Source organism: Luteimonas arsenica, assembly GCF_004352825.1.
GTDB classification, from domain to species: Bacteria; Pseudomonadota; Gammaproteobacteria; order Xanthomonadales; family Xanthomonadaceae; genus Luteimonas; species Luteimonas arsenica.
In genome coordinates, this window is the sequence record NZ_SJRW01000002.1 from 221,916 (window position 1) to 235,745 (window position 13,830).

Here is a 13,830-nt window from a genome sequence, read left to right on the forward strand (position 1 = left end):
GCCGCCATTCTACGCCCGCCGCAGGCATGGAAAGGCCGGCGCCCCGAAGGACGCCGGCCCCGTTTCACCGCACCGGCGCGATCAGCGCTTGGTGCAGAGGGTCACGCCGTTGGCCTTGGACCTCGGCACAAAGCCCAGCTCGCTCAGCTTGGCGACGAACGGCGCGATGCAGCCGCGGTAGCCCGCGGTGCCACTGCCGTGGGTGTCGCGGCACATCGCGTCCGCGGCCTGCAGGTTGGCGCCGCCGATCAGGCCGGGCTCCAGCACGGCGGGCACGCCGGTGTTGCAGCTGCCGCCATTGGTGGTGGCATTGCCCGGGTTCAGCACCCAGCCCAGGTCCTGGAACAGGGCCGGGGTCAGGTCCAGGCGCAGGTTGGCGTCCAGGTCCTGGTTGATCGACGGTTCCATGATCGCGTTCGGCGAATGGCTGATGTCGAAGTGCGAGAACGAGGAGCCCTGGGCCAGCGGGGTCGGCGAATACATCAGCGCGCGGCCCGAGGCATCGGTGCCTGCATAAGCGTTCGGGTCCTCCAGCAGCGCCACGGTCGCGCCGGGGATGCCGGCCTTGAGCGTGTTGCCGTCGGCCAGCGAGACCATCAGCGTCGGCACGGTGGCCACCACCGTGGCGTCCTCCGCCATGTTGATCACGCCGGCGGCGTTGTTGGCCACCAGGACCGCGATCGCGCCGGCATCCTCGGCGAACTTCGCCTTGATCTCGAACGCGCAGGTGCCGCGGTCGACGACGGCGATCTTGCCGGCGTAGGCATTGGCCGGCGATGCCGCGCAGCCTTCGGACGGAGCGCCGCTGCCATCGTTGACCAGCACCAGCTGGCCGTTGAAGTTCGCCGGCGTGGCCGGGGCGCCGAATGCCGCGGTGCCGAACACGTAGGTGCCGGCGACGGTGCCGCCGCCGTTGAGCGTGACCTTCGGTGCGAGGGCCACCGGCACCTGGTCGTTGACGTTGGCGCCGGTCCAGGCGAGGCCGCCGGCGGTCGCCGCCGCCACGCGCTGGGCGTTGCTCATGCTGGTCCAGGCCAGGCCGGAGACGTTGTCGAACACGAAGCTGGAATAGATGTCCGGGTAGCCGCTCTGCGGCGCGCCGGTGGCCAGGTTGTAGAAGCCCTGGAAGTTCAGGCCGTGGCCGATCTCGTGCATCACCACGTCGAGGAAGTTGATCATCCCCGCCGGGGTGTTGCCGTCCAGGCCGTAGTACCAGCCGGAGGTCTCCATGCAGCCCGGGGTGCCGAGGTTGGCGTTGAAGTTGCTGTTGATCTCGTCTTCGCCAGGGCTCAGGTCGGTGCCGGTGATCGAATTCGCGAGCGCTTCGCCGTACCAGTGGCCGGCCAGGGCGCCCTCGAAGTCGCGCTGGATGAAGCGGGCGCCGGCCGAGCCGAGCACGCCGCTGGTGGCGGTGCAGCTGAGCGCGGTGAACTGGGCGCGGACGCGGATGTCCTCGTCGCTCTCCAGCACGGCGCCCCAGAGGTCGGCGGCGAACTGGTAGGCGATCTGGCGCTGTTCGCCGACGGTGGTGCCAGGGTTGCCGCCGACGGGGCTGGCCGGGGTCGGGTCGTTGAGGCCGACGTCGGGGGCGTTCATGTTGACCAGGATGACGTTGGCCGCATCGGCGCTGCCGATCGCGAAGGTCGAGGCGGCCGCGAGGGCGCAAGCGAGAAGGGTCTTATTCACGGGCGGCCTCCACGGTGGTCACGGGGGCGGCGTGGCCGTCGGCGTCGCCGTGGCTGATCACGATCGAACCATCCTCGAGCCGGGTGGCGGTGACGAAGGACATCATGTCCTCGGACACCTGCATGCTGACGCGGCCGTCGGGGTGGCGCTTCATCGTGCGCTCGGCCTCGGCGCGGGTCTTCGGGCCGGGCTTTGCGATCGACATCGGGTCGGCCGTGCGCAGGCGCGAGGACACAGCGGTGCGCAGCTGCGCCTGTTCGGCCGCGGTCGGCGCGCGCAGGCGGCCGGTGGCGGGGTCGATGGCGACGGTGGCGCCGGCATAGCTGCCGGTGGCGGTTTCGGTGGCGTCCACCGGTTCGGCGGCGTGCGCGGCGAAGCCCGCGGACAGGCCCGCGAGCAACAGCAAGGTAGTGCGATTCATCTGGGTGTGGTCCTCGAAATGAGGCACCCGGAAAGGCTGTGGCCGTAGCCACCGTCCCCCCCGAACGGTGCCTCCATGGTCAATGCGAAGGTGGTGTTGCCGACAGGCCGTGTCCCCTTGGCCCTTGCCGAGTCTGCATCGTGTCGGGGTGTTTGCTCAATCTTGCAGCGCAACACCCGGCGGACGCATGCTGGGTGGCTTCCTTCAGCCGGCCGGACGGCCATGCACGCCGTCGATCTCCACGGCGAGCTCGCGCCGGCAGATCGCCGCGTGCAGCAGCAGCCGGGGCACGGCGTCGCCGAAGCGGCGCTCGAGTGCGTCGGCGACCAGCGGCAGGTCGTGGTGGTCGCGCACGTAGACCTTCAGGCGGGTGCCGGCGCCGAAGCGTGCGGGCAGGGCGTCGTCGTGCGCGCGTGCCGCAGCCACCAGCGCATCGAAGTTGGCGAAGGTCTCGTCGAGCTGCGCCAGCAGTTCGCCGTCGTGCATCGAGGCATGGCCGACCACGGCCGCGGTGCCCGACAGCAGCAGCGGCATCGCGCTGCCTGCGGGCGGCAGCATCGCGCGCGCGAAGCTGGGCGGCTGCGGGCCATATTGGCGCGGATAGCGGTAGGCGCTGACCTGGCGCGGGTTCTCCACCGGCGTCCCCGGTGCCACCGAGGCGAGCCAGTAGACCTGCACCACGCGCTGGCCGTCGCAGCGGCCGATCGCGGTGGCCGCCGGCAGGCTGCGCACGTCGAAGTCGCCCAGGCCCTGGGCGCGGCCGACGCAGAAGGCGCGGTAGCGCTCGTCGTCGCCCTCGCCGAAGGTGATGGCATCGACGTAGTTCCAGACCCGCAGCAGGTGCGGGGTGCGGCTGCCGCGAGTGAACCCGGCCAGACGGGAATAGGCGTGGCGCGAGGCTTCCTGGATATCGCCCTGGTCCGCGCCCTCCGCGACCTCGATCGCGCCGAACAGCAGCTGGCCGTCGCTGGCCCAGCGCACGTCGCCCTCGCGGCCGCGCATCACCGGCGCGTTGGTGTGCCATACCTCGAACGGGGCCTCATCGTGCGGCTCAAGCGGCACGCGCAGGTAGCGCGGGTCGTCGAGCACCGGTGCCCGGCTGCCGAAGCCGAACACCGCCAGCACGTCGTCGCCGAGCAGGGCCTCGGGACCGTCGGAATGCACGTATTCGACCGCCAGTCGCGGGGTGGCATCGACGGGCGACATGGGCAGTGGACGGCTCACGGATTGCCGTCCTGGAGGGTGTCGCCGGCGAAGCTCTCGCCGACCTGGCGGCGGCGGCGCAGCCAGCCGCGCACCGCGCTGGGCGCGATCGCGATCGCGTTGGCGGCATAGACCAGGCGGAACAGGCGCAGCCGGCGCAGCACCTTGCGATTGTCGAAGACGTCGCCGGCCAGCATCGAGATCACCGCCTGTTCAAGCTGGAAATCGTTGCGCGGCGCGGCGAACAGGCGCTGCATCACCGGCGTGGTGAAGCGGTGGATGAACCAGGAGAAATGCTTCAGGCCACGCCGGAGGCGGGTGTCCATCGCGCGCTGCAGCGCGGCCTCGCGAGCGGGCTCGCGCAGCGCGCCATCGACCACGTCCACCGCGTGCTCGGCGCTGTTCATGCCGAGGTAGACGCCCGAGGAAAACACCGGGTCGATGAAGGCGTAGGCGTCGCCGGCCATCACCCAGCCCGGGCCGGCCATCCGCGTGCAGCTGTAGGAGTAGTTGCCGGTGACGTGCACCGGTGCCACGCGCTCGGCCTGGCCCATGCGCTTCCACACCGTGGGCGCCAGGCGCAGGGTCTGCATCAGGAAGGCCTCGGTGTCGCCGCGGCGGGTCTTCAGGTATTCGGGGAAGCACACCGCGCCGACGCTCATCACGCCGTCGGGCAGCGGGATCAGCCAGTACCAGCCGTGCTCGAAGCGGTCGACGGTGATGTTGCCGGCGTCCTCGCCGTCGCGGCGGACCACGCCGGTGAAGTGGCTGAAGATCGCCGCCGACTGGTGCGCCTGGCTCTTGCGCTTGAGCTTGAGCTTGCTGCCCAGGAACGTGTCGCGGCCGCTGGCGTCGACCAGGTAGCGGAAGCGGACCTCCAGCGCGCCGCCGTCGGCATCGCGGGCATGGGCCACGCGCGGCCGGCCGTCCACGAAGTCGACCCGCTCGACCTTGACCTGCTGGCGGGCATCGACGCCGGCGGCCTGCGCATTGCGGAACAGCAGCAGGTCGAGGTCGGCGCGGCGCACCTGGAAGGCGTGGTCGAACTTCGGGTCGATCGCGCGGTTGAAGCGGAACACGTGGGTAGTGTCGGCCTCGTCCTGGACCGGGAAGTCGGCGCCGGCCTTGTACACGCCGATGTCGCGGACCTGGTCGAGCACGCCCAGGCGCTCGAAGATCGGCAGGTTCATCGGCAGCAGCGATTCGCCGATGTGGAAGCGCGGGTGGGCGTCCTTCTCCAGCATCACGACCCGCCAGCCGCGGCGGGCGAGGAGGGCGGACGCGGTGCTGCCCGCGGGCCCGCCGCCGATGACCAGGACGTCGCAGTCCATGGCCTGGGGGCAGGCGGGTGTGTCGTTCGCGGGGTTCTGCATTTCGCTGCGCGCGCTGGCCATGCGATCATCCGGGCCAAGAATGATAGCCGCAACGGATGCCGCCGCATGTCCAGCCAGTCCCCCGCCGAACGCGAACTCGCCGAACTCCTGGTCGAGGCCCTGAACCTCGACGACGTCGATCCGGCCTCCATCGATCCCGAAGCGCCGCTGTTCAATGCCGGCCTGGGCCTGGATTCGATCGACGCGCTGGAGCTGGCGCTGGCGGTGGGCAAGCGCTACGGCTTCCAGCTGCGCTCGGACAGCGAGGAGAACCGCCGCATCTTCGCCTCGCTGCGGGCCCTGTCGGCGCACGTCGAAGCCCACCGCGCCTGAGGCGCGGCCCGGTGCCGGCCATGGGCCTGGCCCTCACGGTCGCGATGGCGGTGGCCTATGCGGCCTTCGCCCACCTGGCCAGCGCCACCCATGACGACCGCTACGCCTACGCCGCGCTGCTGGCGCTGGTGGCGATGATGCTCGCCGCAGGCCTGGTGGCGCGCCGGGCCTGGGCCTGGGTGGCACTGCCGCTGGCGCTGGGTGCCTGCCACCTGCTGTATGCCTCGGGACATGCCGGCCTGCCCCTGCTGCTGGTGCCGGTGGCCTTCGTGGCCGCGATCGCCTGGCTGTTCGCGCGCAGCCTGTGGTCGCCGCACGGGGCGCTGATCACCCGCATCGTGGCCGCGCTCGACGGCAGCACCCCGGCCACCCTGGCCCCGGACCTGCTGGCCTACAGCCGCGGCCTGACCGCCGCCTGGGCCCTGGTGCTGGGCGTACTGGGGCTGGCCAACCTGGTGCTGGCCATGGTCGCGGAACCCGGTGGCCTGCTGTCCAGCCTCGGCCTGCGCGCGCCGCTCACCATCACCCGCGAGCAGTGGTCGCTGTTCGCCAACATCCTCAACTACGGGCTGGTGGGCGGTTTCTTCCTGGTCGAATTCGCCTACCGCAAGCGCCGCTTCCCGGGGCGCTACAGCAGCTTCGCGGCCTTCCTGCGCCAGATGGCGGGGCTGGGGCCGGCGTTCTGGCGCGATTTCCTGCGCTGAACGGGGGCCGGGACCCGGCCATTGGGTATGCTTTGCCGATGCAGCAGCGCGTCGACAACATGGAAGTGGCCGAATCGGCCCTGCAGCGGCTGGCCTGGGGCGTCCACAACGCCGTCGGCTTCGCCTTCACCCTGGCCTGGACGGCCTTCTGGATCAGCCTCGCGCTGCTGGTGCTGCTGGTCACCCGGCGCCGGGACTTCGCCCTGCGCATGGCGGCGCGCTGCTGGGCGCCGGCGCTGATCGCCGGCACCTTCGCCCGCCTGGAGGTCGAGGGTGCCGACCGCATCGACTGGTCGAAGCCGCGGCTGCTGGTGTCCAACCACCAGTCGATCATCGACATCTGCGCGCTGTTCCGCGCGGTGCCGGTGCCGCTGCACTTCCTGCTCAAGCAGGAGATGACGAAAGTGCCCTTCGTGGGCTGGTACGCGCGCGCCTGCGGCATGCTGTTCATCGAACGCGACAACCCGCGCGCCGGCCCGCGCCTGCGCCGCGAGGCCGCGGCGCTGCTGCGCGACGGCCACACCCTGTGCCTGTTTCCCGAGGGCACGCGCAGCCGCACCGGCGCGGTGGCGCCGTTCAAGGGCGGCGCCTTCCAGTCGGCGATCGACGCCGGCGCCGAGGTGCTGCCGGTGGCGATCGAGGGCGCCGGCGCGGTGCTGCCGCCCGACGGCTTCCGCGCCCGCCCGGGGGTGATCACGGTGCGCTTCGGCACGCCGCTGCCGACCGTGGACGCGGGCCCGGGCGCGTCGGCCCGCCAGGCGCTGGCCGATGCCGCGCATGCTTCGGTGGTGGCGCTGCTGCGCGGCCAGGCCTGAGGCGCGCAGGGCAGTCCCATGGAGTTCGTTGTCGAGCACGACCATCCCTGCCTGCCGGGGCATTTCCCCGGCCATCCGCTGGTGCCCGGCGTGGTTGTCCTGGACCACGTGCTGGCCGCGATCGAGGCCGGGCACGGGCCGCTGGGGTCGCTGCGGCTGCCGCAGGTGAAATTCGCCAGCCCGCTGCGTCCGGGCGAACCTGCCCGCGTGGAGCTTGATGGCGCCGCGCCGCGCTGGCGCTTCCGCGTGCTGCGCGGTGCGACCCTGGTCGCCTCCGGCGAGGTCGCGCTGGCATGAGCGGCCACTGGAAGCAGCGCCGCGAGGGCGGGGGCTGGTTCGCGCTCTGGCTGCTGCGCAGCGTCAGCCTGCGCGGCGGGCGCGGGCTGGCGCGGCTGCTGCTGTACCCGATCACGCTGTATTTCCTGGCGCGCCGCACCGAGGAGCGCCGCGATTCGCGCGCCTACCTGCGCCGCGTGCTCGGCCGCCCGGCGCGCCTGGGCGACGTCGCGCGCCACATCCACACCTTTGCCGCCACCATCCTCGACCGCGTGTTCCTGCTCGGCGGCGACATGCGCCGCTTCGACATCCGCGTCAGCGGCCTGGAATCGCTGCACGCCGCGCTGGACCGCGGCCAGGGCGTGCTGGTGTTCGGCTCGCACCTGGGCAGCTTCGAGGTGCTGCGCGTGCTCGGCCGCCAGCGTCCGGAACAGCAGATCCGCGTGGTGCTGGACAAGGCGCACAGTCCGGCGGTCACCCAGCTTCTGGACGCGCTCAACCCCGATATCGCGGCCTCGGTGATCGACGCCAGCCAGGACGGCCCGGCGATCATGTTCGAGATCCAGAAGGCGGCGTCCGAAGGCGCGCTGGTGGCCCTGCTGGTCGACCGCATCCAGCCGGGCGAGGCCTCGCTGGGCGTGCCTTTCCTGGGCGACGAGGCGCCGTTCCCGGTGGCGCCTTGGCTGCTGGCGGCGGTGCTGCAGGTGCCGGTGCAGCTGGCCTTCGGCCTGTACCGCGGCGGCAACCGCTACGATCTGGTGTTCGAACCGTTCAGCGATGGCGTGGCGATCCCGCGGCGCGAGCGCGCCGCGGCGGTGCCGGCGCTCATCCGGCGTTATGTCGCGCGACTGGAACATCATGTGCGCGATGCGCCGTACAACTGGTTCAACTTCTACGATTTCTGGGGCGACCGTGAGCACAGCCGAAATCCGCACGAATCCATGCCCGACGCTGGCGCTGCTGGCGCTGCTGGCGGCGACGATCGCGCTGCCTTCCAGCGCGCAGCCGGCGGCGGTCGATAGCGACTGGATCCTGCAGCGCCTGGCGCGGCCGGCGCCGGTGACCACGCCCTTTGTCGAACTTCGCGGTTCGGCGATGCTGAAGGCGCCGCTGCGCATCGAGGGCGAGTACGCCCGCCCCGACGCCGACACCCTGGTGCGCCAGGTCCGCGTGCCCTACGCCGAGACCACCACCATCCGCGAAGGCGAGGCCACGATCGCGCGCGGCAACCGCTCGCCGCGCACGTTCTCCCTGTCGCGCGCGCCGGAGCTGGCCGGGCTGCAGGCCAGCTTCGGGGCCCTGCTCGCCGGCGACACCGCGGCGCTGTCGCGCGACTACCGCATCACCTCGCACGGCAGCCGCGAGGACTGGCGCCTGGAGCTGGTGCCGCGCGACGCCGCGCTGGCCGCCAGCGTCCGCGACATCACCCTGCGCGGCCGCGGCGCCGAGCTGCGCTGCATCGAAACCCGCCCGGTCGAAGGCGAGCTGCAGCGCACCCTGCTCGCCGGCGCCGCCCGTGCCGCGATCGCCACCGGTGAGGCCGCCGCCTACGAGTCCCTGTGCCGCGAGCCCGGCGCCGCGGCGCAATGAGTCCTGCGCGCCGCACCGCGTTCGCGCTGCTGTGGCTGGCGGCGCTCCTGGCCGCGGGCTGGCTGATCGGCCAGCGCCTGGAGCTCAGCGGCGACCTGCGCCGCTTCATGCCCGAGCCGCGCACGCCGGCGCAGAAGCTGCTGGTCGACGAACTGGGCGAAGGCCCGGGCTCGCGCCTGCTGCTGGTGTCGCTGTCCGGTGCGGATCCCGAAGCGCTGGCCGACCAGTCGCGCGCGCTGGCCGCCGCGCTGGCCGCCGATCCAGGCTTCGAGTTCATCGCCAACGGCATCGACGCCGGACTGGAGGCGGTGCCCGAATCGCTGCGTCCCTACCGCTACCTGCTGTCGACGGCGCTGGACGGGCGCCGCCTGGATGCCGACTACCTCGGCGAACAGCTCGATGAGCGCCTGCAGGACCTGGGCTCGCCGATGGCGGGCCTGGTGGAACCGCTGCTGCCCTCGGACCCGACGCTGGAGATGCTGGCCCTGGCCGAGGCCTGGCAACCGAAGGCCGCGCCGCGGCGCCTGCACGGCGTCTGGTTCGACGCAGACGGCACCGAAGCCCTGCTGCTGGCGCAGACCGCCGCCGGCGGCTTCGACCCCACCGCGCAGCAGCGCGCCTACGACGCCGTGTATTCCGCCTTCGCCGAGGCCGCGGGCGACAGCGGCGCGCAACTGCGGATGACCGGCCCGGGCGCGTTCTCGGTCGAGATCGGCGGCCGCACCGCGCGCGAGGCGCAGTGGATCGGCACCGTCGACACCATCGGCCTGGTCCTGCTGCTGCTCATCGCCTACCGCAGCTGGCGGGCGCCGCTGCTGGGCGTGCTGCCGCTGGCCACCGCCGGGCTGGCCGGCCTCGGCGCGGTGGCGCTGGCCTTCGAGGCCGTGCACGGCATCACCGTCGCCTTCGGCTTCACCCTGATCGGCGTGGTGCAGGACTATCCGATCCACTTCCTGAGCCAGCAGCGCGCAGGCATCAGCCCGCGCGACAACGTGCGTGCGCTGTGGCCGGCGCTGTTCACCGGCGTGGTCGCGACCTGCATCGCCTACCTCACCTTCCTGTTCTCCGGCGTCGACGGCCTGCGCCAACTGGCGGTGTTCACCATCTCGGCGCTGGCGGCGGCGGCGCTGGCCACCCGCTTCGGCCTGCCGGCCCTGGTCGATCCCGCGCCGCGCGACCTGGCGGATTCGCCGCGACTGCAGGCGCTGTGGCGCGGCATCGAGCGCCTGCCGCGACCGCGTGGCTGGCTGCTGCTGGCAGTCGCCGCTGCCTGCGTGGCGGTGCTGGCGAGCGTGCGCGGCCCGTTCTGGGAGAACGACCTGTCGAAGCTGACCCCGGTGCCGGAAGAGGGCATGGCGCTCGACGAACGCCTGCGCCAGGCGCTGGGCGCGCCCGACGTGCGCTATGTGGTGGTGCTTCGCGGCGCCGACGCCGATGCCGCACTGGCGGCGACCGAAGCCCTGCACCCGCGCCTGGACGCCCTGGTCGCCGAAGGCGCGCTCGACGGCTGGGACAGCGCGGCGCGCTACCTGCCCTCCGCGGCCACCCAGCGCGCGCGGCAGCAGGCCCTGCCGCCGCCGGACGAACTGCGCGCGGCGCTGGACGAAGCGGTGGCCGCCTCGCCGTTCCGCGCCGATGCCTTCGAAGCCTTCCTCACCGACGTCGAGCGCGCGCGCAACGCCGCGCCGCTGCGGCCGGCGGATCTGGCCGGCACGCCGCTGGCCGCCACCGTCGAAGGCCTGCTGCTGCCGGCCGCCACCGCGCTGGTTTCGCTCAGCGGCCTCACGGACGTCGAAGCCGTGTCGCGCGCCGCGGCCGAAGCCGGCGGCGAGCTGCTGGACATGAAGCAGGCCTCCGAATCGCTGGTCGCCGAGTACCGCGGCCGCGTGCTCGCCGCGCTGGCGGTGGCGGCGCTGCTGCTGGCGGCCACCGTGTGGTTCTCGCTGCGCACGCCCGGCCGCGTCGCGCGCGTGCTGCTGCCGATGGCGCTGACCACCCTGGTGATCCTGGCGGTGCTGCGCGGCTTCGGGGTCGAGCTGAACCTGTTCCACCTCGTCGCCCTGATCCTCGCCGCCGGCCTCGGCCTGGACTACGCACTGTTCTTCGAGCACGCCGGCGACCGCCGCGACGACCAGCTGCGCACCCTGCACGCGGTGCTGGTGTGCAGCCTGATGACCCTGCTGGTGTTCAGCCTGCTGGCGCTGTCCTCGATCCCGGTGCTGCGCGCGATCGGCAGCACGGTGGCGATCGGCGTGTTCTCCAACTTCGTGCTGGCGCTGCTGGTGTCGCGCCACGCCGCCTCCGATCGCGACGTGCCTTCCCCGCCTGCGGGAGCGTCCGCATGATCGGCCGCCAGGACATCCTCACCCTCGTCCCGCACCAGCACACCATGTGCCTCTGGGATGAGGTCATCGTCCACGACGAGAACCGCATCGTCCTCCGCGCCCACAACCACCGCGATCCCGAGCACCCGCTGCGCAGCAATGGCCTGCTGCGCGCCGTCCACCTCTGCGAATACGGCGCACAGGCGATGGCCGTGCACGGCGGCCTGCGCGGGCGCGCTTCCGGCGCCGCGGTGCGCCCGGGCATGCTGGTCGCGCTGCGCGGCGTCGAACTGCACTGCGCGCGCATCGACGACCTGCCCGGCGCGCTCGAGGGCGAGGCCGAGCTGCTGATGGAGGGCGAGTCCAGCCAGCAGTACACCTTCCGCATCCGCCACGACGGCCTGCTGCTGGCCGAAGGCCGCGCCGCGGTGGTGCTCGCCGATGCCGCGAAGATGCCGGGATAATCGACGCATGAACCAGAACACCACTCCATCCTCCGCCGCGCCGCGCCGCGCGCTTGTCACCGGCGGCAGCGGCGACCTCGGCGGCGCGATCTGCCGCCAGCTCGCCGCCGACGGTGTCCACGTCATCGTCCACGCCAACGGCAACCTCGCACGCGCCGAAGCGGTGGTCGCCGATATTGCCGCCGCGGGCGGCAGCGCGGAGGCGATCGCCTTCGACGTCGCCGACGGCGAGGCCACGGCCGCCGCCATCGCCGCGCTGCTCGAGTCCGGCCCGGTGCAGGTGGTCGTCAACAACGCCGGCATCCACGACGACGCGCCGATGGCCGGCATGTCCGAAGCCCAGTGGCGGCGCGTCATCGACGTGTCCCTGCACGGCTTCTTCCATGTTACCCAGCCGCTGCTGCTGCCGATGGCGCGCACGCGCTGGGGCCGGATCGTCAGCGTGTCGAGCGTGGCGGCGGTGCTCGGCAACCGCGGCCAGGCCAACTACGCGGCCGCCAAATCGGCGCTGCACGGCGCCTCGAAGTCGCTGGCGCGCGAGATGGCCAGCCGCGGCATCACCGTGAACGTGGTCGCGCCGGGCGTGGTCGCCGGGCGCATGGCCGAAGAAGCCTTCCCGCCCGAAGTGGTGAAGCAGATGGTGCCCGCCGGCCGCGCAGGCACCCCGGACGAGGTCGCCGCCGTGGTGCGCTTCCTGTGTTCGGACGCCGCGGCCTACGTGACCGGGCAGGTGATCGGCGTCAACGGCGGCATGGGCTGAATACCCGGGCCGCGGGAGGTGACGCCGGATTCATCCGCCGTGGAGGATGATCCGGGTTCGTACCCACCCTCAGGTGACGCCATGACGCCCGCCCGCATGTTCCGCATCGCCGCCGCCAGCGCCGTGCTGCTGCTGGCCGGCTGCGCCTCGTCGCACATCCTGACCGGCACGCCGCGCGCGCCGATCGATCCGGCCCAGGTGCGCGTGTACTACGGCGCGCCCGGCGTGCCCTACGAAGAGGTCGCGCTGCTCGAGACCTCCAGCGGCGCGTTCACCTATGGGGAGCAGAACAAGACCAATGCGGTGATGCGCAAGCTGCGCGAAGAGGCCGCGTCGCTGGGCGCCAACGGCATCCTGTTCCAGGGCACCGCCGACGGCTACGGCGGCGGTGGGGTCAGCGTCGGTGCCGGTGGCGGCCGCATCGGTGGCCGTGGCTTCAGCAGCGCCGGCGTGGGCGTGAACATCAGCCCGCGGCAGAAGGAGGGGCGCGGCGTGGCGATCTACCTGCCCCATCCGCCGCCGGAGCAGGCAGCGCCGCCGGCGCCGGCGCCGGTGCCTGAAGAGGACTGAACGCGGCGGACCGGGGTCGGAAGGGCCCCGGGCTCACGCCGGCGACGACGAGCGCCGGGCGGCATCGGCGGCGGCGCGCCCGCCGAACAGGATCAGCAGCGGCCCGGTCATCACCGTGGTCAGCAACGCCATCACCAGCAGCATGGTGAACAGCTCCGGGCCGATCAGGCCCGCGTCCAGGCCGACCTTCATCACGATCAGCTCCATCAGCCCGCGCGCGTTCATCAGCGAGCCCGTGGCCAGGCTGTCGCGCCAGCCATAGCCGGCGATGCGCGCGCCCGCGGTGCCGCCGGCCAGCTTGCCGGCGACCGCCACCGCCACGATCACCGCCATCACGCCGAGGCTGGCCGGGCTGAAGGCGTCGGCAGTGGTGCTGAGACCGGCCAGCGCGAAGAAGATCGGCAGCAGGAGCACGATCGCCAGGGTCTCGATGCGTTCGACCAGGAAGCGCAGCAGGCGATCGTCGCGCGGCAGGCAGGCGCCGAACAGGAAGGCGCCGAACACCGCGTGCAGGCCCAGCCACTCGGTCGCCGCGGCGCAGGCGAAGGCACCGCCCAGGATCACGGCGAGCATGCCGGCCGAGGGCCGCCCGTCGGGTGCATGGCGGCGAAGCAGGCCCGCGTACAGCGGCCGCAGCAGCCCGAACACCACCACCGCCAGGGCCACGATGCCGGCGATGATGCGCGGGAAGCCGTGCGCATCGCCGGCGCCGACCAGGGCCACCACCAGCGCCAGCATCACCCAGGCCATCACGTCGGCCAGCGCCGCCGCGCCCATGGCCAGCTGGCCGACGCGGCTCTGGCTCATGCCGCGGTCCTTGAGGATGCGTGCCATCACCGGGAAGGCCGTGATCGACAGCGCCACCGCCATGAACAGCGCGAACGGCCAGAAGGCGACGCCCTCCGGGGCCACGCGCGCATGCAGCCACGGCGAGATCGCCAGGCCCAGCGCCATCGGCAGCAGCAGGCCGAGCAGCGCCACCGCGCCCGCCGCCCGGACCTGGGCGCGGACGCCGTCGGGCGCGCGCAGCTCGGCGCCGACGATGAGCATGAACAGCACCAGCCCGAGGTTGGACAGCGCCGCCAGCGGCGGCAGCGACTCCGCTGCGAACAGCACGCCGTGGGTATCCGGAAACAGTGCGCCGGACACGACCGGCCCGAGCAGGATGCCGGCGGCCATCTCACCGACCACCGAGGGTTGGCCGAAGTGGCGCAGCACCCAGCCGCAGGCGCGGGCGGTGGCGACGATCACCACGAGCTGCAGGAGCAGGATCGGCAGCGGTTCCATGCTGGAGGCAGGCGGCGCGCCCGG

Annotated in this window: 15 protein-coding genes; 10 read left to right on the forward strand and 5 right to left on the reverse strand. The window is 72.6% G+C overall.

From position 1 onward, the window contains the following. Positions 1-81: 81 nt before the first annotated feature. The 4 genes from E2170_RS08485 to E2170_RS08500 all read right to left on the reverse strand — a co-directional run bounded on the left by E2170_RS08485 (position 82) and on the right by E2170_RS08500 (position 4,683). The gene (locus E2170_RS08485; RefSeq protein ID WP_133000252.1) at positions 82-1,686 is read right to left on the reverse strand and encodes a PA domain-containing protein; all 1,605 of its coding nucleotides are present in this window, start codon (positions 1,684-1,686) and stop codon (positions 82-84) included. Further along, positions 1,679-2,107, reverse strand: a complete 429-nt coding sequence (locus tag E2170_RS08490; RefSeq protein WP_133000253.1) for a post-PEP-CTERM-1 domain-containing protein — start codon at positions 2,105-2,107, stop codon at positions 1,679-1,681. Before E2170_RS08490 ends, E2170_RS08485 begins: the two co-directional genes overlap by 8 nt. Positions 2,108-2,311: 204 nt before the next feature. After that, positions 2,312-3,313: a chorismate transformation FkbO/Hyg5 family protein gene (locus E2170_RS08495; protein ID WP_133001134.1), complete on the reverse strand. Its 1,002-nt coding sequence runs from the start codon at positions 3,311-3,313 to the stop codon at positions 2,312-2,314. 14 nt (positions 3,314-3,327) lie between these two features. After that, a complete protein-coding gene (locus tag E2170_RS08500; RefSeq protein WP_243708177.1) occupies positions 3,328-4,683 on the reverse strand; it encodes an NAD(P)/FAD-dependent oxidoreductase in 1,356 nt (451 codons plus the stop codon). Positions 4,684-4,749: 66 nt separating this feature from the next. On the opposite strand from E2170_RS08500, the gene E2170_RS08505 reads away from it, so the two are divergent. The 10 genes from E2170_RS08505 to E2170_RS08550 all read left to right on the forward strand — a co-directional run bounded on the left by E2170_RS08505 (position 4,750) and on the right by E2170_RS08550 (position 12,519). Further along, positions 4,750-5,016, forward strand: a complete 267-nt coding sequence (locus E2170_RS08505) for a phosphopantetheine-binding protein (protein ID WP_133000255.1) — start codon at positions 4,750-4,752, stop codon at positions 5,014-5,016. 20 nt (positions 5,017-5,036) lie between these two features. Then, positions 5,037-5,720, forward strand: coding sequence for a COG4648 family protein (locus E2170_RS08510; protein ID WP_133000256.1), 684 nt, complete (start codon positions 5,037-5,039; stop codon positions 5,718-5,720). Between the two features lie 38 nt (positions 5,721-5,758). Continuing rightward, positions 5,759-6,535 carry a lysophospholipid acyltransferase family protein gene (locus tag E2170_RS08515; protein WP_133000257.1) on the forward strand — a complete coding sequence of 259 codons (777 nt, stop codon included), beginning with the start codon at positions 5,759-5,761 and terminating at the stop codon, positions 6,533-6,535. 18 nt (positions 6,536-6,553) lie between these two features. Then, positions 6,554-6,832, forward strand: coding sequence for an ApeI family dehydratase (locus E2170_RS08520; protein WP_133000258.1), 279 nt, complete (start codon positions 6,554-6,556; stop codon positions 6,830-6,832). Then, the gene (locus E2170_RS08525) at positions 6,829-7,833 is read left to right on the forward strand and encodes a lysophospholipid acyltransferase family protein (RefSeq protein WP_133000259.1); all 1,005 of its coding nucleotides are present in this window, start codon (positions 6,829-6,831) and stop codon (positions 7,831-7,833) included. Before E2170_RS08520 ends, E2170_RS08525 begins: the two co-directional genes overlap by 4 nt. Continuing rightward, positions 7,724-8,401 (forward strand): LolA-related protein, encoded by a 678-nt coding sequence (locus tag E2170_RS08530; protein ID WP_341777141.1) that lies wholly within the window; start codon positions 7,724-7,726, stop codon positions 8,399-8,401. Before E2170_RS08525 ends, E2170_RS08530 begins: the two co-directional genes overlap by 110 nt. Beyond that, positions 8,398-10,746, forward strand: a complete 2,349-nt coding sequence (locus E2170_RS08535; protein WP_133000260.1) for an MMPL family transporter — start codon at positions 8,398-8,400, stop codon at positions 10,744-10,746. Before E2170_RS08530 ends, E2170_RS08535 begins: the two co-directional genes overlap by 4 nt. Continuing rightward, a complete protein-coding gene (locus E2170_RS08540) occupies positions 10,743-11,189 on the forward strand; it encodes a hotdog family protein (RefSeq protein ID WP_133000261.1) in 447 nt (148 codons plus the stop codon). Before E2170_RS08535 ends, E2170_RS08540 begins: the two co-directional genes overlap by 4 nt. 7 nt (positions 11,190-11,196) lie before the next feature. Continuing rightward, complete coding sequence (gene fabG / locus E2170_RS08545; RefSeq protein WP_133000262.1) at positions 11,197-11,949, forward strand: 3-oxoacyl-ACP reductase FabG; 753 nt, start codon at positions 11,197-11,199, stop codon at positions 11,947-11,949. Between the two features lie 81 nt (positions 11,950-12,030). Then, on the forward strand, positions 12,031-12,519 hold the full coding sequence (locus E2170_RS08550; RefSeq protein ID WP_207914955.1) for a hypothetical protein: 489 nt from the start codon (positions 12,031-12,033) through the stop codon (positions 12,517-12,519). A gap of 33 nt (positions 12,520-12,552) precedes the next feature. Here the strand turns inward: E2170_RS08550 and E2170_RS08555 are convergent, their stop codons facing one another. Beyond that, positions 12,553-13,806 carry a cation:proton antiporter gene (locus tag E2170_RS08555; protein ID WP_133000263.1) on the reverse strand — a complete coding sequence of 418 codons (1,254 nt, stop codon included), beginning with the start codon at positions 13,804-13,806 and terminating at the stop codon, positions 12,553-12,555. Between the last annotated feature and the right edge of the window lie 24 nt (positions 13,807-13,830).

Bases quoted from the DNA above. Each gene is read 5' to 3' on its own strand.
- E2170_RS08490 (WP_133000253.1), bottom strand. From the start codon at position 2,107: ATGAATCGCACTACCTTGCTGTTGCTCGCGGGCCTGTCCGCGGGCTTC.
- E2170_RS08495 (WP_133001134.1), bottom strand. From the start codon at position 3,313: ATGTCGCCCGTCGATGCCACCCCGCGACTGGCGGTCGAATACGTGCAT.
- E2170_RS08500 (WP_243708177.1), bottom strand. From the start codon at position 4,683: ATGCAGAACCCCGCGAACGACACACCCGCCTGCCCCCAGGCCATGGAC.
- E2170_RS08505 (WP_133000255.1), top strand. From the start codon at position 4,750: ATGTCCAGCCAGTCCCCCGCCGAACGCGAACTCGCCGAACTCCTGGTC.
- E2170_RS08510 (WP_133000256.1), top strand. From the start codon at position 5,037: ATGGGCCTGGCCCTCACGGTCGCGATGGCGGTGGCCTATGCGGCCTTC.
- E2170_RS08515 (WP_133000257.1), top strand. From the start codon at position 5,759: ATGCAGCAGCGCGTCGACAACATGGAAGTGGCCGAATCGGCCCTGCAG.
- E2170_RS08520 (WP_133000258.1), top strand. From the start codon at position 6,554: ATGGAGTTCGTTGTCGAGCACGACCATCCCTGCCTGCCGGGGCATTTC.
- E2170_RS08525 (WP_133000259.1), top strand. From the start codon at position 6,829: ATGAGCGGCCACTGGAAGCAGCGCCGCGAGGGCGGGGGCTGGTTCGCG.
- E2170_RS08535 (WP_133000260.1), top strand. From the start codon at position 8,398: ATGAGTCCTGCGCGCCGCACCGCGTTCGCGCTGCTGTGGCTGGCGGCG.
- E2170_RS08540 (WP_133000261.1), top strand. From the start codon at position 10,743: ATGATCGGCCGCCAGGACATCCTCACCCTCGTCCCGCACCAGCACACC.
- fabG (WP_133000262.1), top strand. From the start codon at position 11,197: ATGAACCAGAACACCACTCCATCCTCCGCCGCGCCGCGCCGCGCGCTT.
- E2170_RS08550 (WP_207914955.1), top strand. From the start codon at position 12,031: ATGACGCCCGCCCGCATGTTCCGCATCGCCGCCGCCAGCGCCGTGCTG.
- E2170_RS08555 (WP_133000263.1), bottom strand. From the start codon at position 13,806: ATGGAACCGCTGCCGATCCTGCTCCTGCAGCTCGTGGTGATCGTCGCC.